This is a genomic window from Niastella sp. sgz303648 (assembly GCF_059587045.1).
In genome coordinates this window covers 544,099-564,805 of record NZ_JCAPSW010000006.1, presented here as the reverse complement: position 1 = coordinate 564,805, position 20,707 = coordinate 544,099, and the positions used below count along the sequence as shown (strand labels likewise).

The window sequence follows — 20,707 nt, the reverse complement described above, 5'->3', positions numbered from 1 at the left end:
TGCATCCTGTTACGATGGTTTTTAAACTATCGCAGGATTCACTTCGCTCATCCGATAGCTACCGGATTCGCTCAGGATTTAAAGACCAGGAATTTTTTGGATATCTTTCTGGCTGTACACAAACGCTATATCCCCCAGGCCAAAAATTTTATCCTTGTAGTAAAGAGTAAAATCACTCTTTTGCAACCGGGTGTCGTCGTTTTGAAATGCTACCATATATTCATAGCTACCAGAAATGCCATTTTCAATTTTCTGGCATATTACCGGGCTTAATGAATCACCTGCACACACCAACCTAAAGTCGTTTTGCATATCGAAATTCAGGTACAACACTTTGTCGTTTGCCGTTTTTTTAACTGTCGTTTTTTCAAACCTTACGTTAAAATAACAGTAGTCTTCATGGGATGGATGGATATCGGGTTGCGGATTGTTATTTGCCAATTGACTATTGCCTGTTGCCAATTGGTTGTTGCGATATTGATCAGGCAGCCATTTGGCAATTACTTTTACATCGCCAACTTTTATCGACTGCACTATTTTGTTGTCAGGGTCATTGATAAAATCGGCCAGCCGTTGCTGAGGCGACCGGTGTGTACAACTGATAATAAGCGTACTCAAAAAATAACCGATAATCCTCTTTAAAAGCATTTATTCGTTTTTATAAATAAACCGTAATCGCAGGTCCCTGTTATTAGGCAGGTGAACGATCAGTATATATTCTTTGCCTGTTTTAAAATCTTTTTTCTCCGACAGATCAATATCATACTTATTCAGACCCGGCATCAGTTTCAGGTTTGGTAACCCTTTAACAGGTTTACCCGGATCATCCATAGCGGCAATAGAATAATTAAGCTCCCCTGCAGCATACGGATTGTTCAGCGAAAAACGCAACCAGGTATCGGCAATATAAAAGTCACCTCCTTCGGTTTCTTTTAATTCGCGATAACTATCCTTTGTTACATCTCTCCCCTTATCCTGACATTTATAAGTAAAAGTCCAAACCTCTGAACGAGCCAGTATAGCCTGCGCAGCATATACCACAACCTGCCATGCATACTTTTGCCCTTCTTTTAATTCGGGAGCATTGGTAGGATAAAACAAAGTATTACCTGCAATATTTGCCTGGTTAACAACAGGTGGGTTAAAGGTGATGGCTTCTACAATATCCTGCTTATCTTTTACTTCGGTTAATACCAGCCGAAAGCGCGCATCTACGGGCAATGGCACAGGAGGCTGCCATATGAATTGCGGCCGTCTGTTACAAATTTCATCGCCATCAACAGGATTTATCAGCAACAAAGGTGTTCGCGCCTGCAACTGTTGCACAAAGCAATTTTCGAATACAGGCGGCAAACGCGGATCTTTTGCATCAGAAATATCTAACTCATAACAATATTCATACTCGCCTTCCAGAAACTTTCCGGTTTGACTGGCTGTTAATCCAAAATTATTATTGCCAAACGCAAAGCGTGCTGTAGCAAATGCGGATTTGTTTATTTCATTGGCGCCGGGATGAATTAATAACGAGCCCGTTTTCACAGTAACTACATTCATCCGGCCCTGCCGTACCCTGATGGTCAGGTTTGCATGCAGATCAGTGGGTGATGTGCTGATGATCTGTGCATAAGCCAACCCATCGAGCGATTGACCATATATCGCCGGTGAAAAATTAACAGCAATCTGTGCCCGTACCCCCTGCGTTGCCAGCAACAGCAGGAAGGAAACAAAAAACGCTACTATATTTTTACAACATTTCATTTCTTAATCAAATAATTAATGCTGATATCGGTACGGAACAAGCCATATAACAATGGCTGATATAATTTCAAATTCTTTCTGGCATCAACATAGATATTGAAATTAAACCGGTCATTCAGATGGCCAGAAACAGATTGTTTAATGCCTACCTGGCTGTACCAGCCTTTTACACTGTTATATGAAAGCGATGATGATAAACTGATCTTTTTCAATAACAGATAAGTCATTCCGGCCTCTGTTAAAAAAGAGGAATTGAAATACACGTACTGCGAATGATTATTAACATAGTCGTACTGCGTATTCAGGTAAAGCAATTTGCTGTTGAGTGTTATGTTTTGAAAGCTCGACATGGTTAAAGAAGTATTCAACACCGGATCATTTCCCAATACATACTTATTTTTTTGCCAGGCAAGGGTAACATTGTTACGATAATAAATGCCTGCAATCCTTTGCGCCACAGTACCATCGGCACTTAATCTTTCCAATGAGGTCACGGTACTCTTTTGACCATCCTGTACCCTGATCATTTTATTGGGCATGTAGCGGAGGCCAACAGACTGCCCCTTCCTTAATTTCATACGCACATCCATCACCGTATAATAATTTCGCCACACTTTATCGCCTTCATCGCTAAAGTTATATTCGCGCATATCGCTTTTTACCGATGCCTGAAGTTTTCTTTTCCAGAACGACTTCTTAACATTTAATCCAAACTCCTTACCACCCGAGGTTAAGAACGAATTACCGGGATTGGTATATCCTGGTGCAGTCATATTCGCATGCACTCCGTACGATAAATCCTGATCAACCAGTTCATCTTCGTACTTCAGGGCAAAGGCCATGCTGTTCAATAAATTGTCTGAATTCAACATACGTTGTGTGGCAGTTTTGCCAGGCAAGGTGCTGTCAGATTCAACCGTTTGGTTGTATGTAGTGGCCGAGCGCGATAGCTCAGCGGTGATGCTACCTCTTTCACCAACAGGCATTTCGTTGCTGATGGTGGTAACTACTGTGCTGCGAAAACTGTTGGTAGCCGTTAAGCCACTCAGCGAAGCAAAATTGTTTAACGAACCAAGCGACTGGTTATAGGTCATTATCGAAACGCGTGAGTTGGCGGCCGAACTACTGCCTATTCCCACACTGATCATTTTGGCATTACCATCGTTCGAAAGCACGCTGTTGCTAAATGGCTGATCGAGTATCGAATTAAAGGTTTTGAGCTTACCCATTCCCAGCATCATAAACCGGTTCTTATCAAAGATTTCGGTATTGATGCCTTTGTTCAGCAAATGCTGCACCGATAACCGGCTTTCAGATAAAGTATTTTGACCGATATTAAGTGTGTTGAGCTTCAAAAAAAGCTTTTGTAAACCGTTGAGCTGTAAATGTTCTTTGGCCAGTTTAACTGTAGTAGCAGGGTCTTTTGCAATTTTATCGAGTTGCTTTTTATCAAGCAACTCCAGTTGCTTCATCTTTTTCGTTACGCCCGATGATTCCCATTTGCTTTTATACTCTTCTACCTTTTGAACCAACGCATTTACACCTTTTACTTTTGCTACATCCTGTTGTAATTGCTGCAGTTCATTTTCATTAACGGGCTGGCCTGTATTTTTTTTGTTTTGCAATTCGGCCAGCAGCTTTTCTTTGTCGGCAACAGATTGTATATACTGGCTATTCAGCAATTGCTCACGCACAGAATGAACATCTTTCGACATCATTGTTTTTAAGTCGCCGAGCTCACCGATCTTATCTTTCAGCTGATCGCCAAAGCCCTCGTTTATTTTTTCGAGGTCTTTTTTTAACGACTGCTCTGCCTGTTGTTTCATGCCGTTAATCTGGTTGCGTATATCAGTTGCTAAAAATTCTTCAGGATTGAATTTATCTTTCAGATTTTTCTTTAGCTGCTGCAAATAGTCCTCTTTATTGAATTGAACAGCGAGGTTAGAAAAATTATTGTTTGAAACATCGTTCCAGGTTTGGTTATTAAAATGAACATCAAAAGGTATGGTGGCAATCGACCAGCTGCTGCTTACTTCAAAATCGCCGTACCAGGTACGGCCAGAGGGAGTAACATATGAGCCTTCGTTATCGGTTCTGTTATATTCTGCAGCAGTATGGTTCAATGCGATAGGATTCTTATTTATGGCCGACAAAGGCAACAGGTTATTTACCCTGGTCATGTCGGTGAGTTTTCGCTGTTGTGCCTGCAAATTAGAAAGTACGCTGTTCTTCATCTGAAAATAAGGAGCCAATAAGCGAGTGGGCGTAGTATCTGATTTTATACCAGGTGTTCTTAGGGTGAACACATCCTTTATAGAACTCTTGTAATTATTGATTTTGCCTTTGGCAATACTGTCTACACCGTGAATGAGGTGATTGCTTTTTGTAACCGTAGTATCAATGTGAGGTACATTGTTCTCCGTTTGAGAGAATGCCTTACTATAAGTAAGGTTAATAAGAAAGGTTACTGTTAAGGTTATGGTTGTTTTGGCGATCAAGGTTTAAGCAGTTAGGCATGTTGAATTTAGAATTAAATCCCGATTAAAAAATAATTCATACAATAAATTTTATAAGCGTGTTGATTTTGCCCATAACCGTGTAGATTTTGGCAATAGACGTGCAGCTTTCGGATTAAAAAAAATTTATATATCCATAATATATCACTAACGACTATTCTATCTCCTGAGGTGCTTGTTAAATTTGTAGGATATGTACCGCATAAACATACACGTTCTTAAACGCTTAAGTATGTTACCTATCTGTTATGCATACATTAATAAACAGTTAAGGGTGAGCCATCCGCCATTCAACGAATAACTCACCCTTATCGATTATCTTACTTTTTACTTCCTGCTTCTTACTTCCTGCTACGCCAAAAACCTCCCCGTATAACTCTCCTTCACTTTCTTCAATCCCTCAGGTACGCCGGCATATACCAGGCTGCCGCCGCCATCGCCGGCCTCGGGACCTAAGTCGATGATGTAGTCGGCGCTTTTGATCACATCGGTATTGTGCTCGATCACTAAAATGGAGTGGCCCTGCTCGATCAATGCATTGAAAGAAGCAAGCAGCTTTTTAATATCATGAAAATGCAAACCGGTAGTTGGTTCGTCGAATATGAAAAGAATGTGACCTTGCGAACGGCCTTTGCCAAGGAAAGATGCCAGCTTTACACGCTGCGCTTCACCGCCCGATAAAGTATCGGACGATTGCCCCAGTTTCACATAACCTAAACCTACATCGCTCAGCGGTTTTATTTTGGAAACAATGTCTTTTTCATCTTTAAAAAATTCAAGCGCTTCATCAACGCTCATCTCCAGCACTTCATACACGTTCTTTTCTTTGTAGGTCACCTCCAGCACTTCTTCCTTGAATTTTTTACCACCACATACTTCACAGGTTAAATGCACATCGGCCAGAAACTGCATTTCAACAATCTGTTCGCCTTCGCCTTTACAGGTATCGCAGCGGCCACCGTCAACATTAAACGAAAAATGCTTGGGTTGAAATCCGCGCATTTTGGCAAGGGGTTGTTTTGAAAACAGGTCCCTTACTTCATCCCATGCCTTAATATAAGTTACCGGGTTGCTGCGGCTCGATTTACCGATGGGGTTCTGGTCAACCATTTCAATCTGCGATATGTAATCCACATCGCCGCTGATAGCTTTGTGCAAACCGGATTTATCAACAGGTTCGCCTTTCAGTTTTTTCAGCGCAGGATATAATATTTGTTTTACCAGCGTTGTTTTGCCGCTTCCACTCACGCCGCTTACTACACACAACAGGTTCAGCGGAAATTGTACGTTAATATCTTTCAGATTATTTTGACGGGCGCCTTCCACAGTTACCGACCGGTTCCATTTACGCACTATTCGGGGCACTTCAATTTGCAGATCGCCGCGCAGGTACTTGCCGGTTAAACTTTTTTCGTTCTTAATAATAGCATCATAATTACCCTGTGCTACCACTTCACCACCGAGGTGCGATGCCAGCGGGCCCATATCAATAATATAATCGGCTTCGCGCATCATCATTTCGTCGTGCTCAACCACCACTACCGTATTGCCCAGATCGCGCAGTTCTTTTAATACCCGTATCAGCCGTTGTGTATCGCGCGAATGCAGGCCTATTGAAGGTTCATCCAGAATATACAATGAATTGGTAAGGTTACTGCCCAGCGAGCGGGTTAACTGTATACGCTGACTTTCGCCGCCGCTTAACGAATTGGCCAGGCGGTTCAGCGTAAGATATCCCAGGCCCACATCGAGCAGGGTTTTTAACCGGTGATGTATTTCTATTAAAATACGTTTGGCTACTTTTTTGTCGTAATCGCTCAGCTGCAGCGATGCAAACCATTGGGTAAGCTCCGATACCGGCATTTCGCATAACTCGCCAATATGACGATCAGCTACTTTTACATACAAAGCTTCTTTGCGTAAACGATACCCATTGCAATCAGGACACAATGTTCTACCCCGGTAGCGCGATAGCAAAACCCTATATTGTACTTTATACAAATTCTGTTCAACCTCTTTAAAAAAGTCGTTGATGCCATTTACAAACTCATTGCCCTGCCACAATACTTTGTACTGTTCTTTGGTAAGATCGATGATCGCTTTATGAACCGGGAAATTAAATTTACGCGAACCACGTATAAACTGGTCTTTCCACGCCCCCAGCTTTTCGCCTTTCCAGGGTGCTACCGCTCCTTCATAAACGCTTAAACGTTTATCGGGAATAACAAGGTCTTCGTCGATGCCCAGCACCTGGCTGAAACCTTCACAGGTAGGACAAGCGCCGAAGGGGTTATTAAACGAAAATAAATTGGGCACCGGTTCTTCAAACTGCATTCCATCGAGCTCGAAGCGGTTGCTGAATTGTAATTTTTTGCTGCCGTTCACTTCGAGCTGCAATTCACCTTCGCCTTCATAAAATGCGGTGCCGATTGAATCGGCCATGCGATGGCGGTCGTCTTCATCAAAATCTTTTACTACCAGCCGGTCGATAAGCACATAGGTATTGGCCGAAGGCTTAAATTCAGTCCTGAGCGAAGTCGAAGGATCCATCAACTCTTCAATGCGTAGTATTTCGCCGTTATACAATCGGGAAAAGCCTTTCTGCATCAAAATGCTTAATTCTTCCTGCGCTTTCCGGTTTTTGTGCTGTTTAAACGGTATCAGAATGAGCACTTTATCGCCCGTATTTAAAGCTGCGATGGCCCCTATTACATCATTTACATCATCTTTTTTTACCTCACGTCCTGAAACAGGGGAAATGGTTTTACCCGTACGTGCGTATAACAAACGCAGGTAATCGTAAATTTCCGTCATGCTACCTACAGTGCTTCGGGGTGTTCGGGTAATTACCTTTTGTTCGATCGCAATAGCCGGGCAAAGTCCCTTGATATAATCCACATCGGGTTTTACCATGCGGGCCATGAACTGACGGGCATACGCACTCAAACTTTCGGCATAACGGCGCTGACCTTCGGCAAATAAGGTGTCGATAGTAAGAGAAGATTTCCCCGACCCCGACACTCCCGTTACCACTATTAATTTATTGCGCGGTATTTCGACCGATATATTTTTTAAGTTATGCACCCGCGCTCCCTTTATATATATATTATCTAAAGCTTTCGGCGCAGGGCCTGCTACCGGGTTTTTACTTGTTGTAACTGCCATAAAAAATAAAAGACTACAAATTTATTGCATTATGGGGGCTTTTAATAAATAGTTTCTTTAGCGGTTATTGGGTAAAAAAATCTAAATATTCTATAAAGTTTGCTTTTTTCAAAAAAGTCTCTATCTTTAGTTGGTAATTTGTACAACGAAACTGAAAACTAAATCACACCGCCTATCGACACGGACACTTCTACTCAGAAAAACCATTCAAAATAAAAATCCATTTAATAAATATCCTATCACCTTCAAAAACCGTAGAAGTTTATGAGTTCACTACGTAAAAAAACAGACCATGAATTAATCCAGGACTTCCAGGATGGAGACTTGTATGCTCTTGAAACATTAATCCTGCGCCACAAAGAAAAAATGTACACTTCCATTTTGTTCCTTGTGAAAGACAAATATCTCGCAGAAGATATTTTCCAGGATGTACTTATCAAGATTATTGACACCATTCGCGGAGGCCGGTACACCGAGGAAGGAAAGTTCCTTCCCTGGGCAATGCGTATTGCTCACAACCTGTGTGTTGATCACTTTCGTAAAGTAAAACGTACCCCTGCCATTAAAACCAGCGACGACAGGGATATATTTGAAGTGATTAATTTCACAGAAGACGGTGCAGATCAGAAAATGATGAAACGTCAAAGCTATGACCGCGTTCGTCAGATGCTCGATCTGTTACCCGATGATCAACGGGAGGTGATAATTTTGCGTCATTATGCCGATTTAAGTTTTAAAGAAATCGCAGCGCTCACCAATTGCAGCATTAACACTGCTTTAGGCAGAATGCGTTACGGCCTGATTAACTTACGCAAAATGATGTTACAAAAGAAGATCGCATTGTAGTTTTTTTACTTTGGGTACTTACGTTGTGTTTTGTGAAAAAATTTAACAGCACATCGAAAAAAGGGAACGGTAAGCTGATTAAATTTGACAAACCAAGTAAAAAATATTGTCATTCTGGCCCTCCATCCGGGCCCATTTTCCTGAATTGCTTGCTTGCCGGAAGGCTGGAACAGAATGACGCCTAATTGAAATCCCGCTCGGGCCGAGCGGGATTTTTTTATGCCCGCCCCACACGCCCGTCCCCGCCTGCTGATGGGGTGTTTGAATCATCCTGCCTGATTTTTATACCGCAAATTTAATTGTACCCTACGCCTGTCTGGTTTTTCATACTGTAAGCCCGGTTGATCATTTCACCTGTTTGTTTTTTCATACCGCATGTTGAGTTTTAACTATGACCCACCGGGTGTTTGAATCAGCAAGCTGAGTAGTACCCTTCACCTGCCGGGCCTTTCATATGGCCAGGCTGGTAGTACCAATAACCCGCCGGGTATTTCATTCCGCAAACGGGTTGTACCATTCAACCAGCTGTTTTTTTCATACAGCCAGCTGAGTAATATCCCTTACCTGCCGGGCCTTTCATATGGCCAGGCCGGTAGTACCAATAACCCGCCGGGTGTTTCATTCGCCAGGCGGGTTGTATCATTCAACCAGCTGTTTTTTTCATACAGCCAGCTGCGTAATACCCCTTACCTGCCGGGCCTTTCATATGGCCAGGCCGTTAGTACCAATAACCCGCCGGGTGTTACCTCCTGCAGGATAAGACAGAGGTTATAACACGCCATACAATGGCTATTAACTGACATGCACTATCCTCATTTCAAGATGCAGCAATTACAATTAGCTTTACCACACCCCAAACGCGCGTTGCAGTGAGGTTAAATCAAATGGTAACAGCTAACACTTGCATTGCAGTAATAATAATTCAGGTTATTAAAGCATCAACTCAACGAGCCGAAACCTGAGCTCACTGTGCATACAACTTAATGCAGCCTGCAGGTTCACCAATATGCAGTGTCGATGATTTTTAACCTGGCCCGTTAATCATTGCTGAAGAAATAGCGTTGGCTTCCTGATTTCCATTAAAACATATCAACTATTATTTACCTTTGCCCGCCTATTCCACTATCCTCTCAATTTCCACCATAGTATAACCAGCATTTTTACATTCCCTGCTGCGCATAAACCAGAAAGTATTACCAGAAAAAAGTACAGGCGAATTAATCATAATCAATGCTATTATATGCACAAAAAGTTTCTGTACTTTTCGGTATTGCTTTTTATTATTTCCTGTCAGCGTGATGATAATTCCCTGACTGACCCGGAAAACACGCCAACTGAAGTCAACAAAAAATGCAAGCTGGTTAAAATGATCCAGGGCATACATAATGGAACCGGCACCGACACCATTTTTACGTTTTCATATGATGCTTCGGGTAAACTAACAAAAGTGAATGCTCAAATTCCTTATTGGAATGAGAATGACGACTATTTATTAAACTATGATGATTCCGGCCGTTTAATACAGGTAACGTCTCCCGGGGCTCCTGCAACCTATACATACACGGGCAATGGTCTTGTTAGTAACATGTACAGTTTCAAATTTGCCGATTCAATACGCAGACGGTATGTATATGGCTCAACTTCTATTCCCGAAAAATGTATAGAGTATCAACGTTCCTATTGGAATGGTCAATGGGATAGTGTGGAGTATCGCTACACGGTTCAAAATGGCAACATAACTGCAAAAGAAATTTTCGTGGGCGGTATTTCGAAAAATAAAATAACATACGAATACGACACTATTCCCAATATAAATATCACCTTGTCATTGATAAGCCAATGGACTGTACCCCTGGGTTTATTTGAGGAAACCATTCCCTTCAATAAAAACATGCTTAAAAAGAGAACATCCACCAATCCGGGTGGATATGACGGAGAGGGATACTATATTACTTACAAATTAGATTCAGGCAGAGTAGCACAGAGTGTTTTTACCTGGATGCCATATACTCCCACTACAGATTCGAGCAGATACGCCCGTTATTACTATTACGATTGCCAGTAAAAAAGCTAAAAGGGTGGGCACCTTTTTGAAAAGCGTCCACCCTTTTGTTTTATTGAAAAATATTTTTTACGGCTTATAAGCCCCTTTTACTTCATCCAGTATTTTAATAAACCTGGGAATATCCGATACATAGCCACCTGCATTTTTAATGAGGATCCCATTTCCATCAACAAAAACATATTGCGGCTGTGCGCCGTTTTGTGTGAGGTTCACTTCAAAATCGAGGTTCTTTGTTCCCAGATTCTTTATCATCGATCCGTCTTTCGATTTATACCATTCATTTTCCGGAAGCTTATACTTATCATCAACATAAAGCGATACCACTACAAAATTCTGCTGCAGGCGTTTCATTATCTCAGGATCGCTTAATACTTCCTGCTCCATTTTACGACAATTGGCACAGCTATGCCCTGTAAAATCGATCATTAAAGGCTTCTTCAGCTGCTTTGCAGCCGCCACTGCTTCTTCATAATCGAAAAATGCCTTTACACCCGGTACTTCCGACTCAAGTATATCCGTATATTTTTTCGGTTGAATAGCCGGATCACCGGTTGCAGGTTCTGCTTCACGTACCACCGTTTTGTTCAGATTAAAATCCTGCGTGCGCATTTCGGGTAACCAGGCGCTGATGCCTTTAAGCGGCGCACCCCATAAACCCGGCACCAGGTAAACGGTAAATGTTAATGCTGCAATAGCAAAAAACAACCGGGTCACCGTTAAATACGGATGACCATAATCGTTCTTTGGCAAATTATCATCGTGATGAAACTTCAGTTTACCCAACAGGTATAAACCGAGTAATCCAAAAATCACGATCCATAAGCTCAGGTAAACTTCACGGTCTAACAAACGCCAGTGATAGGCCAGGTCGGCGCTTGATAAAAACTTCAAGGCCAAAGCCAGTTCAACAAATCCCAACGCTACTTTAACTGTATTTAACCAGCCACCCGATTTGGCCATTTTATTTAAGAGCGCCGGAAAAAATGCAAACAATGCAAAAGGCAACGATAAGGCTAAAGAAAAGCCCAGAAAACCGATCAAAGGCGCCAGCATACCGCCTTTCGAAGTCCATACCGTTAATAAGCCAATAAACGGTACCGTACACGAAAACGAAACGATCACCAGCGTAAGCGCCATAAAGAAAATACCTGAAAAGCTGCTGAAGTTCGCTTTTGAATCCATTTTATTGCTCCACGAGGCAGGCAGCGTTATTTCAAAGGCACCCAAAAACGAAATACCAAACAGCACAAACATCAGAAATACGAATACATTGAAAAAGGCGCTGCTGGCCAATGCATTTAAAGCGCCGGGCCCGAACAAAAGAGTTATTAAAAAGCCTGCTCCTGTAAAAATTGAAATGATCGATAATGAATATATCAACGCATTTTTAATTCCCTGCCGGCGACTGGTGCTTCGTTTGGTGAAAAAGCTTACGGTTACAGGAACCATAGCGTAAATACAAGGCATAATGAATGCGCCAAACCCGGCCAGTAAGCCACCCAAAAAGAAAGACCACATTGACATCTTCTTTTTATCATCTGCATCTTTATAGGCGCCATCTTTCGAAGCCCCGCTGCCTGGCATAACCGTTATGGTAAATTCCTCTTCACCTGATTTATAATCATTACCCGATTTAACGAGATAAGTAACCTTTCCTTCAAAACTTTTTTTAGTAGTATCCGGCAACAATGCTTTTTGCTGCCATACAAGGGAGTCTGTAACAAATTTTACTTCAATACCGCCAATAGAGCTATCTTTTTCTGTTTTTACCGATCCCTGTTCAGTAAGTGCTCCTTTCAGCAGCGGGTGTACCGTTGAATCGAAAGAGACTGTAGAATAAAGAGCATCATCAGAAACTTTGTTTACAGAATATAATTTACCACCCGCGTTTACATGGGCATGTATAGTTAACAAAACTTCTTTATCATTTAAACGCTGGTACGAATATGAGAACTTCACTCCGTTTGAGTCCTGTGCAGAAACAGTTGTTGAAAAAAACAGGAACAAAACAGCGAACAACGTAAAAATCGGCTTCATCACGCTACTTTAATGAATTGGATATATTTAAAAAAATAAACGAGTTCTTTCAGCAAGAACCCGTTTTATGATATTTTACTTTCATGCAGGAATTATCCTCCGATAGCAACTGAAAAATTGGTTTCGGCAGGCGGTAGGCATTTTTCATCATTACATACCATGAACTCAACTTTGCCGGCCAGATTGGTTTTGCCACCTTTTATTTTCACCTTTTGTACAAAATCAACTGTTTTTTCATAATAATGCACTTCTCCACCCCACACTTCTTCGTTCTTCTTTATCAGTTTTCCGTTTTCCGCTACTTTTCCGTCAAATACTACCAACGGGTTTTTGGTAAACGTAAATGAAGTAGGAATCGGACCATCTACGCCTACATTTTGCGAATAAATATGCCAGTCGCCGTTCACTGTTGCGGTTAAATGAACTTCGTACGTTTTATCGGCTATTTTTTTGGCCGAAAACGTCCATTTTACTTCTTTACTTGATTGTGCAAATGCCGCTACACCAATCACCATTACCAAAAGAGAAAGTAGGGTTGACTTCATGTTGTTTTTGTTTAACTATTAAAACAGTTTTCCTGTCTCAAAAGTCTAAGAAATAATCCTAATAATTCTTTAAAAATTGATCAACGCCGTTTTTTCAGTGACAAACCCCGCCGTTGCCTTCATGATCAGGTTTTGCATGATGATGCGACCGTCGGTATTTCCCAACGATTCGGAAGTGGCTCGTTCGGGGTGCGGCATCATACCAAATACGTTGCGCTGGGCATTACAGATTCCGGCAATATTGCGAATGGCGCCATTGGGATTGGCCTGTGGAGTAATATTTCCGTTTTCATCGCAATAACGATATATCACCTGATTATTTTCTTCCAGCTTATTCAATGTTGCTTCATCGGCATAATATCTTCCTTCGCCATGTGCAATTGGTATTTTTAACGCTTTATCGGGTGAACCAACGCCCTTCAAATACACATTTTTACATATAAACTGTTGATTGGCATTGCGTAATAACGCTCCGGGCAATAAATGCGCTTCGCATAGGATCTGGAACCCGTTGCAAACGCCCAATACTTTTCCGCCTTTTTGGGCGAATTCTATTACACTTTGCATCATCGGACTGAACCTTGAAATGGCACCACAGCGTAAATAGTCGCCATACGAAAAACCACCGGGCAATATGATACAGTCATCAGTTGAAAACATACTGAGATCCTTCTCTTTATGCCATAACATGATTACTTCCTGATTCAGATCATTTTGCAGCGAATCCTGCATATCGCGATCACAATTGGAGCCGGGAAAAACTACAACACCAAATTTCATTTAGCGGGTATTTAGATGAGGGGCAAAGATAGTTATTGTTTGTGGTTTGTGGTTTATGGTTTGTGGTTCTTCACAGGTGCAAATGTTACCTGTTACCAGTTTCCGGGTACCGGGGAACAGGAAACCGGCAACCGGTGACCTGAAACCTGCACTGCCTATTGCCTGCTGCCCACTGCCTTCTAATATCAGTTTATCCAATAATTTAAGTATATAGCATACCCAAACAATATCCAGTGCAAAATCATGGGAAAACGGCGCGAGTTGGGATAAAAATAAGCAGCCGCATGAAAGGCTGTGATGGGAACCGAGCACAGCAACCAACGTACATAAAATCTTTCATTAATGCTGTTGCCTTCGGCCATAATGATCAACATAGCTATAATGAGGTATAACAGCAGCAGGCTCCAGCTTTTTCGTACATGGATGTACATTTTATTAAGATTGGCCTGAACAAAATAACCGCCGATCATAAACGGTACAATCAGTAATACGATGCTGATGGTGATATCAATCGAAGACGGAATGGCCGGCAAAGAAATGCTAAAAACCGGTTTTATTTTATTCCAGTCCCACTGATTGGTGAGGTATAACAACAGGGCCAGAAAATAATACGGCATGGTAATACCCAATATATTAATAGCCCATTCGCGCAGCCTGAAGGGCCGCATAATAAACAGGGCCAGCAATACCAGCACAACAAAAACAACCGCCGGCCGGTATAACAGGGTTACAATACCCATCAGTACCCCGATATTAAAAATGGCGGAAGCCGGTTTTTGAATATTCGGCAGGGTGGTCATGCGGTAATAAATCCAGATCAAAAAAGAATTGGCCAGCAGCGGCGCCGAAAAATAGTTCCAATCAACAAAAAGCGAGGTCGACAGCATATGAGCCATGGCCGGCAGGTAACTGGGCCTCGACAGCAGCTTTTGTTCGTTGCAAATGCGGTTAAACAACAAAGCCTGGCTGTATAATAATAAAAAAGCCATTAATACATACAGTACCGGAGACATATGCAAAGGCTTCATGAAGCCAATGAGCCAGGTATACAGGAAATGATCTTCGGGTTGTTGTAACGGACCCAAAGGATTCAAAAGACGATTGAACTTTAATATTAATCCATAAACCAGCAATAACAGAATATTACTGGAGGATTTTTGCTTAAATATTCCTGTCACTCAAACAGTAATTTAAAAATCAATTTTGGCGAAAGTAAGATAGTTTCGGTATTGACAGGGAACAATCATAGAGCCTGCGCTTACCTGCTTACCCAGCCTCGGCATAAACTCTACCCCTCTTTCGAGGTTCTTGAGCGTAGGATGCCGGGTAATTTTACCATCGGGACCAATGCTGTGGTCGTTTAGTAATAACGTACGGCGCTCATATAAATTGAATAGAAAGTGTAATTCGCCTCCGGTATTCATTAAAGAATGCGAAACGAGGGCATCTGTTTCATCGTCGAACTGGGTTTTTGAAATCACATTGCTCCATTCAAGGTTCTGGTCCTTATCGAATGAAAGCACCATAATATTTTCGGCATGATAGCGGGTAGCCGATGATCCTCCGTAACGGTTCCAGGGCGATCGCCATGGACTGTAATACGGCGACCAGTAGTAGTAATCGAGCGGAGAAGCCCAGGGATTGTTCCAGTACAGGTAATCCCACCGGTTAAAGGTACCTCCACGCGAAGTGGTGTACATCGATTCGGCGGTAAGAAGGTACCCCCCATCGCGTTTTATAATGATGTCGCTGATAAAATAATCATTAAAAGCAATGCGCAGGTTGGCATCGGGGCCTTTTGCCTGCTTGCGTAAATCGTCGTTAAAAACCTGAAGGGTTTCTTTATAAATTGAATCGGCGGCCTTATCCCATATTACCGAATACAAACCTTCTACATTACCCCGTTTTTGTTTGTAATAAAGGGCCGAAAATAAATAACGTTTGTTAGTATTATCGATTTTAACCTTCACCTCATCAAGCACCCGTTCGTCCTGCTTATTTAAATCGCGTACCGAAAATCTTTCTTCGCCGGCTTTTTTGGTGATCAGTTGAAGGTTGCTGATATAATCGCTGCCGTTTTTACGAACGAATTTGCCAAACACCATATCGCCATCATTGTCTAACAAAAAATCGGTAAAATAGTCATTCCGCTCCTCCATATTCATGCTCATATGGTGCTTATACTGCAGTTGCAATTCGGCGTTGAAAAGCAGGGTGGTAAACAGAAAGTTTTTTGGGTTGCGGTTATTGATCTTAAAGATCATGACCTTTTGCTTGTCGTCGCTGTAAATGGTAGTATACAGCTTATTGCTGGCCGCCCAGCCTATGCGGGTAGTGTCGAGCTCAATTGGGTCACTCATGCGTTTGGCGTTGGGATCGAGCTTTACGCCCATGCAGTACACAATGCTGCGGCGCTGAAACTGATAAATCATCCAAACATGATCGGCGTAAGGAACAAAATCCACATTAATCCAACGGTCGTCCAAATAATCCAGCTTCACGCGGTCGAGCAGCTTTAACTCGCTGTTGTACACACTAATGGCATTATCATTGCGATTATTTTTAAATATGAGGGTGTTGCTGCCTACTTTACCGATGATCTCGAAATCGGTACGGCGGCTATCTTCCCTTTCCGGTTCAGAATAGGTGATTTTCTGGGCCGAAATGATAAAAGGAAAAACGGCCTGCAACAGTGCCACAAGCAGCAATTGCTGCAGGTATTTTTTGCATAATTTCATCATGGTGCTGCAATGCATGTTATATGCCAAATTACTGATTGTAAAACGCCTACCCAAAATTTCGACAGAAATTTAATCATTCATTTTTATGAATATACAGGCAACCAAATAGGTACAATTTACGTCGGGCCGGCACAATGTAAATATAAAACAATGGATAATTAATTTTTTTACGTATACCTTTGTACCGGCGCCCCGCTAAAGCGGGGTGCCATTTATTTTACTTAAAAAACCCTTTGATAACGGGATAAGCAACACTACCGTGGGCAAACAAATTAACAAAGTTACCGTTGCCACCTTACTCATTGCGTTAGGAATTATTTATGGCGATATTGGCACATCTCCATTGTACGTTCTGAATGAGATTATCAGCGGCCGGATAATTGACGAAAAACTGATTCTGGGTTCCCTGTCCTGCATCATCTGGACACTTACCCTGCAAACTACCCTCAAATATGTTGTGCTAACGTTAAAGGCCGATAACCGCGGTGAGGGAGGAATTTTTTCCTTATACGCATTGGTTCGCCGCCAAAAACGATGGCTGGTATTGCCGGCCATGTTGGGAGGCGCCGCCCTGCTGGCCGATGGTATGATCACCCCGCCAATTTCTGTTACTTCCTCTATTGAAGGTTTGCGCAATATTTCGGCGCTGGGACGTATTGAAGATTCAACTATCGTATATATTGTTCTTGCTATTTTGAGTGTGTTGTTTTTCCTGCAACAATTTGGAACAGCCTCTATTGGAAAAATGTTTGGTCCCATTATGATGTGCTGGTTCTTTATGCTGGCGCTGCTGGGCTCGTCGCACCTGTTGGATGATCTGCATATTTTTAGAGCATTCAGTCCTTACTATGCTATTGAATTATTAACAACCTATCCCAAAGGATTCTGGTTGCTTGGTGCGGTTTTCCTTTGTACTACCGGGGCCGAAGCCCTATACTCCGACCTGGGGCATTGCGGCAGGGCAAATATCCGGTACTCGTGGATTTTTGTTAAGATATGTCTTATCCTAAACTATCTGGGGCAGGGGGCTTATCTGCTTTCGGCTCATTCGGGCGAAAAGATCACGAAACAAATGATCGAAGCCGGCTTTAACCCATTTTACAACCTCATGCCCGGCTGGTTTCTTATACCCGGCATCTTAATTGCCACGGCGGCGGCTATTATTGCCAGCCAGGCCCTTATCAGCGGATCGTTTACGCTTATTAGTGAAGCCATGCGCCTGAACCTTTGGCCGAAGCTGAAAATTAATTACCCTACCGAAGAAAGAGGCCAATTGTATATTCCGGGTATCAATACGTTATTATTCCTGGGCTGTTGTGGTATTGTGTTGTATTTTAAAAAATCTTCCAATATGGGCGCGGCATATGGTTTGGCTATAACTGTGTGCATGATTGCCACCACTATGCTTTTCGCCAACTTCCTTGTATCACGAAGAGCGAAACCAATATGGATATATTTATTCCTGATTGTTTATTTAACCATTGAATTATCCTTCCTGTTTGCCAATCTCGAAAAATTCCCGCATGGTGGTTTTGTTACCCTTATCATGGGCGGCGTTTTGTTCTTTGTAATGTATATCTGGTACCGCAGCCGCAAGATCAAAAACCGCTATGTTGAATTTGTACGGCTCGAACATTATATTCCACAAATTCAGGAACTGAGCAACGATAAAACAGTTCCCAAATACGCCACACACCTGGTATACCTTACCAGCGCCAATAACCCCAAGGAAATTGAGCATAAGATCATTTATTCTATCCTGAATAAGAAACCCAAACGGGCCGACATCTATTGGTTTGTGCACGTTGATACGCTCGACGACCCGTATACCTGCGAATACACGGTAGAACACATTATTCCCAATGATATCATCAGGGTAGAATTCAGACTGGGCTTTAGAATGGAGCCCAAGATCAACCTGATGTTCCGTAAGGTAGTGGCCGACCTGGTTGCCAATAAAGAGGTGAACATAACCAGCCGGTACGAAAGCCTCGAACGTAACAATGTGGTGGGCGACTTTCAGTTTATTGTGATGGAAAAATACCTGAGCCAGGATATTGAACTGCCCTTCTTCGAAAAAATGATCATGCGCCTTTACTTCACGGTAAAAGAATACAGCTTATCTGAAGAACGCGGTTTCGGCCTCGACGTGAGCAACGTTACCATCGAAAAATTCCCGCTTATTGTAGCACCGGTGCCTAATTTGAATTTGAAAAGAGTGTTTGACCCGGAAGAGAGTGGTTTGTAGTTTGTGGTTTCTGGTTTGTAGTTGGTGCCGCGACACTATGGTTTCTGGTTTGAGGTTTTTGGTTTATTGTTGCTACCGCGATTTGCTCTTTTTCTGTAATTTTTTACCGGCCGCAATTCAATGTTTCCTGTGCTTCGCTTTACAATTTCTTTTTAAATTTAACCTGTTGTTTTGAACCAGGCATGATTGCAATTACTCAACTTGTTTGAACCTGAACAACTACAAACCACAAACCATAAACCACAAACAATTTGCCTTCAGTCATATGGTATATCATCGGTAGCCTGCTATTGCTAAGCGTCATTGCTTATTTAATTCAGGACCGTTTTATTTTCAAACCCGAAAAATTACCAGCCGATTTTCAGTTCCGCTACGATATTCCTTTTCATGAACTGAATTTTGATATCTCGCCCGGCGTTCGCATCAACGGATTGCATTTTTACAGAAAAGAACCCAAAGGACTGATCCTGTATTTTCATGGTAATTCCCGGAGTATAAAAGGCTGGGCCAAATACGCCCGTGATTTTTACCGCTATGATTATGATGTGGTGCTGGTAGATTACCGCGGCTTTGGCAAAAGCACCGGCAAACGCAGTGAAAAAGATATGCTGAACGATATGCAGGTTGTATACAATACGCTCATTAAACAATACCCTGAGCATCACATCATCGTATACGGACGCAGCATCGGCAGCGGATTCGCCGCCAAAATAGCCGCAGATAATAAGCCGCGTTACCTCATTCTCGACTCGCCGTATTACAATTTTCGCATAGTGGTAGAACGTTTTTTGCCCATTCTGCCGATACGATATGTTTTACGCTATCATCTGCGCACCGATAAATGGATTCGCCATGTAAATTGCCATACCTATATCATTCATGGCACCAAAGACCGGCTGATCCCCATTCGCCACAGCGAGCGACTGCAGGCGCTGAACCCCAATAAAATCACGCTTATTCGCATCGAAGGCGGCCGCCACAACAATCTGCCCACTTTTCCGGAGTATCATAATTTTGTGCGGGATATTTTGAAGTACTGAGTTCCTGAGCGAAGTCGAAGGAGGTCATCTTGCGTTTCTGAGCGTAGTCGAAGAAACGTTTTCGTAGGTTCACCCTTCGACTACGCTCAGGGTAAATGCTAATCCTTCGACTTCGCTCAGGACGTCTTATCTTGCACCCCTGTTATGAAAAAAATTATTTTCCGCTGGTTAAAGGTTATCATCCTTATATACTGTATTATCGGTATCGTCATATATTACCTGCAGGATAAATTTTTGTTTCATCCTGAACCACTACCGGCCGATTACAAATACAATTTTTCGGTTCCGTATAAAGAAGTGAATCTTCCTTATTCACAAAACGCCAACATCAACATCATTCAGTTTGCGGCCAATCGGCCACAGCCTAAAGGCCTGGTACTGTATTTTCATGGCAATAAAAAAAATATAGGAAGATACGCGCCTTTCGCCCCCGATTTTACCAGTCGTGGTTACGAAGTGTGGATGATCGACTATCCGGGATTCGGAAAAAGCACCGGCGAATTTACCGAGCAGCAATTGTACAACTGGTCGCTGGTATTTTATAAACTGGCGCGCACCCATTTTTCGCCCGACAGCATTATCATTTACGGAAAATCGATGGGTACCGGTATTGCCTCCCAACTGGCAACCCTACGCGATTGCAAAGCCCTGGTGCTCGAAGCGCCTTATTACAGTTTTCCTTCGCTTGTAGGCAGCCGCCTGCCCATATACCCGGTTAATAAAATGATCCATTTTAAAATTCCTACCTGGCAGTATCTGCAGGAAGTTACCAACCCGGTGATTATTTTTCATGGCACCAGTGATATTACCATCCCCTACGGTAACTGCAAACAATTACAACCGTATTTAAAGCCGCACGATGAATTTATTACCATCGATGGCGGACATCATAATGATCTTACAGATTTTAAGCAGTATAAGCAGACGCTGGATTCTCTCCTGAAATGAAAAATGTGGAATGAAAAA

Annotated in this window: 14 protein-coding genes; 5 read left to right on the top strand and 9 right to left on the bottom strand. The window is 42.4% G+C overall.

Annotated elements, in window-relative coordinates:
• Positions 1–78: 78 nt before the first annotated feature.
• The 4 genes from AC59IL_RS20320 to uvrA all read right to left on the bottom strand — a co-directional run bounded on the left by AC59IL_RS20320 (position 79) and on the right by uvrA (position 7,439).
• Positions 79–648, bottom strand: coding sequence for a hypothetical protein (locus tag AC59IL_RS20320; RefSeq protein ID WP_496554024.1), 570 nt, complete (start codon positions 646–648; stop codon positions 79–81).
• The gene (locus tag AC59IL_RS20315) at positions 649–1,758 is read right to left on the bottom strand and encodes a hypothetical protein (protein ID WP_496554023.1); all 1,110 of its coding nucleotides are present in this window, start codon (positions 1,756–1,758) and stop codon (positions 649–651) included. It lies immediately after the preceding gene.
• Positions 1,755–4,256, bottom strand: coding sequence for a hypothetical protein (locus AC59IL_RS20310; RefSeq protein ID WP_496554022.1), 2,502 nt, complete (start codon positions 4,254–4,256; stop codon positions 1,755–1,757). Before AC59IL_RS20310 ends, AC59IL_RS20315 begins: the two co-directional genes overlap by 4 nt.
• 369 nt (positions 4,257–4,625) lie before the next feature.
• Entirely contained in the window at positions 4,626–7,439 is a 2,814-nt protein-coding gene (gene uvrA, locus AC59IL_RS20305; protein ID WP_496554021.1) for an excinuclease ABC subunit UvrA, read from the bottom strand.
• Positions 7,440–7,703: 264 nt separating this feature from the next.
• On the opposite strand from uvrA, the gene AC59IL_RS20300 reads away from it, so the two are divergent.
• On the top strand, positions 7,704–8,285 hold the full coding sequence (locus tag AC59IL_RS20300) for an RNA polymerase sigma factor (RefSeq protein ID WP_014223477.1): 582 nt from the start codon (positions 7,704–7,706) through the stop codon (positions 8,283–8,285).
• Between the two features lie 1,240 nt (positions 8,286–9,525).
• Positions 9,526–10,350: a hypothetical protein gene (locus AC59IL_RS20295; protein WP_496554020.1), complete on the top strand. Its 825-nt coding sequence runs from the start codon at positions 9,526–9,528 to the stop codon at positions 10,348–10,350.
• 66 nt (positions 10,351–10,416) lie between these two features.
• On the opposite strand, the gene AC59IL_RS20290 is transcribed toward AC59IL_RS20295, so the two are convergent.
• From AC59IL_RS20290 to AC59IL_RS20270, 5 genes are all read right to left on the bottom strand, one after another.
• Entirely contained in the window at positions 10,417–12,387 is a 1,971-nt protein-coding gene (locus tag AC59IL_RS20290) for a protein-disulfide reductase DsbD family protein (protein WP_496554019.1), read from the bottom strand.
• A 92-nt stretch (positions 12,388–12,479) separates the two neighbouring features.
• Entirely contained in the window at positions 12,480–12,932 is a 453-nt protein-coding gene (locus AC59IL_RS20285; protein ID WP_496554018.1) for a protein-disulfide reductase DsbD domain-containing protein, read from the bottom strand.
• Between the two features lie 69 nt (positions 12,933–13,001).
• Positions 13,002–13,712, bottom strand: coding sequence for a phosphoribosylformylglycinamidine synthase subunit PurQ (purQ, locus tag AC59IL_RS20280; RefSeq protein ID WP_496554017.1), 711 nt, complete (start codon positions 13,710–13,712; stop codon positions 13,002–13,004).
• A 185-nt stretch (positions 13,713–13,897) separates the two neighbouring features.
• Positions 13,898–14,890 carry a DUF6427 family protein gene (locus AC59IL_RS20275; protein WP_496554016.1) on the bottom strand — a complete coding sequence of 331 codons (993 nt, stop codon included), beginning with the start codon at positions 14,888–14,890 and terminating at the stop codon, positions 13,898–13,900.
• A 12-nt stretch (positions 14,891–14,902) separates the two neighbouring features.
• Complete coding sequence (locus AC59IL_RS20270; RefSeq protein WP_496554015.1) at positions 14,903–16,453, bottom strand: hypothetical protein; 1,551 nt, start codon at positions 16,451–16,453, stop codon at positions 14,903–14,905.
• Positions 16,454–16,712: 259 nt separating this feature from the next.
• Here AC59IL_RS20270 and AC59IL_RS20265 point away from each other — a divergent pair, with 259 nt between their 5' ends.
• The 3 genes from AC59IL_RS20265 (at position 16,713) to AC59IL_RS20255 (ending at position 20,689) form a co-directional block, all read left to right on the top strand.
• On the top strand, positions 16,713–18,701 hold the full coding sequence (locus AC59IL_RS20265; RefSeq protein WP_496554014.1) for a KUP/HAK/KT family potassium transporter: 1,989 nt from the start codon (positions 16,713–16,715) through the stop codon (positions 18,699–18,701).
• A gap of 251 nt (positions 18,702–18,952) precedes the next feature.
• On the top strand, positions 18,953–19,741 hold the full coding sequence (locus AC59IL_RS20260) for an alpha/beta hydrolase (protein ID WP_496554013.1): 789 nt from the start codon (positions 18,953–18,955) through the stop codon (positions 19,739–19,741).
• 144 nt (positions 19,742–19,885) lie between these two features.
• Positions 19,886–20,689 carry an alpha/beta hydrolase gene (locus AC59IL_RS20255; RefSeq protein ID WP_496554012.1) on the top strand — a complete coding sequence of 268 codons (804 nt, stop codon included), beginning with the start codon at positions 19,886–19,888 and terminating at the stop codon, positions 20,687–20,689.
• Positions 20,690–20,707 lie beyond the last annotated feature (18 nt).

Excerpts from the sequence above, each read along its gene's own strand:
- AC59IL_RS20320 (WP_496554024.1), bottom strand. The coding sequence starts at position 648 with ATGCTTTTAAAGAGGATTATCGGTTATTTTTTGAGTACGCTTATTATC.
- AC59IL_RS20315 (WP_496554023.1), bottom strand. The coding sequence starts at position 1,758 with ATGAAATGTTGTAAAAATATAGTAGCGTTTTTTGTTTCCTTCCTGCTG.
- uvrA (WP_496554021.1), bottom strand. The coding sequence starts at position 7,439 with ATGGCAGTTACAACAAGTAAAAACCCGGTAGCAGGCCCTGCGCCGAAA.
- AC59IL_RS20300 (WP_014223477.1), top strand. The coding sequence starts at position 7,704 with ATGAGTTCACTACGTAAAAAAACAGACCATGAATTAATCCAGGACTTC.
- AC59IL_RS20295 (WP_496554020.1), top strand. The coding sequence starts at position 9,526 with ATGCACAAAAAGTTTCTGTACTTTTCGGTATTGCTTTTTATTATTTCC.
- AC59IL_RS20290 (WP_496554019.1), bottom strand. The coding sequence starts at position 12,387 with ATGAAGCCGATTTTTACGTTGTTCGCTGTTTTGTTCCTGTTTTTTTCA.
- AC59IL_RS20285 (WP_496554018.1), bottom strand. The coding sequence starts at position 12,932 with ATGAAGTCAACCCTACTTTCTCTTTTGGTAATGGTGATTGGTGTAGCG.
- purQ (WP_496554017.1), bottom strand. The coding sequence starts at position 13,712 with ATGAAATTTGGTGTTGTAGTTTTTCCCGGCTCCAATTGTGATCGCGAT.
- AC59IL_RS20270 (WP_496554015.1), bottom strand. The coding sequence starts at position 16,453 with ATGATGAAATTATGCAAAAAATACCTGCAGCAATTGCTGCTTGTGGCA.
- AC59IL_RS20255 (WP_496554012.1), top strand. The coding sequence starts at position 19,886 with ATGAAAAAAATTATTTTCCGCTGGTTAAAGGTTATCATCCTTATATAC.